This is a genomic window from Mycobacterium arosiense ATCC BAA-1401 = DSM 45069, from assembly GCF_002086125.1.
Taxonomy (GTDB): Bacteria; Actinomycetota; Actinomycetes; order Mycobacteriales; family Mycobacteriaceae; genus Mycobacterium; species Mycobacterium arosiense.
Window position 1 is genome coordinate 1 of sequence record NZ_MVHG01000313.1, and the last position, 285, is coordinate 285.

Consider the following 285-nt stretch of genomic DNA (forward strand, 5'->3'; position numbering starts at 1 on the left):
CAGCGCATCGCCGTGGCCGCCGACGTAGCTCTTGGTGGTTTCCTGCTCGACCAGGCGCTGCTCGGCGAGTTTCACCGAGCGCAGGATCGGGGTCAGGCCCTGGGCATCCTTGTAGACACCGACGCCGAGGTCCAGCTTGTCCGCGCGCGGATCGTTGCGGTAGGCGTCGAGCAGGCCCAGGATCGGGTCGCCCGGTACGCGGGCGACCTTGGCGAAATGACTCATTTGCGCGCCTCGGCGGTTTTCGCTACCTAATCGGTGCGCGCCGCCATGATGAAATCGTTG

General features: G+C 66.0%; 1 pseudogene. It reads right to left on the reverse strand.

What is annotated here, in order from left to right:
• Window positions 1-225 (reverse strand): annotated as a pseudogene (locus BST14_RS32025) (aromatic amino acid aminotransferase); the annotation flags it as partial.
• Between the last annotated feature and the right edge of the window lie 60 nt (window positions 226-285).